At 76.8% G+C, this 224-nt stretch carries 1 protein-coding gene; it reads left to right on the top strand.

What is annotated here, in order from left to right; genetic code table 11:
- Positions 1-224: hypothetical protein (locus MFF64_RS37530; RefSeq protein ID WP_238194169.1), on the top strand; the 224-nt coding region annotated here is incomplete at both ends.

Raw genomic sequence — 224 nt, 5'->3', positions numbered from 1 at the left:
GACTCGGCGGGCGGCCGTCCCCGGGGCCTGGTCGCGGTCAACGCGTCCGGGGGCGCGCTGATCGGCGTCGGCATCGCCGAGGCGTACGTCCATGTCGAGCTGTTCGACCTCGGGCTGAACGTGCTGGCCCGCGCCGAGGAGGACATGCGCCCCGGCGAGCACCGGCCCCAGCAGGTGGTGGGGCATGTGGCCGCCGCGGTCGGCTCGGTGGTGGCCCAGGCGGG

It is taken from the genome of Methylobacterium frigidaeris, assembly GCF_022179185.1.
Classification (GTDB): Bacteria; Pseudomonadota; Alphaproteobacteria; order Rhizobiales; family Beijerinckiaceae; genus Methylobacterium; species Methylobacterium frigidaeris.
Note: the sequence above shows the minus strand (reverse complement) of the source record. Positions and strands in the feature narration are given on the sequence as shown.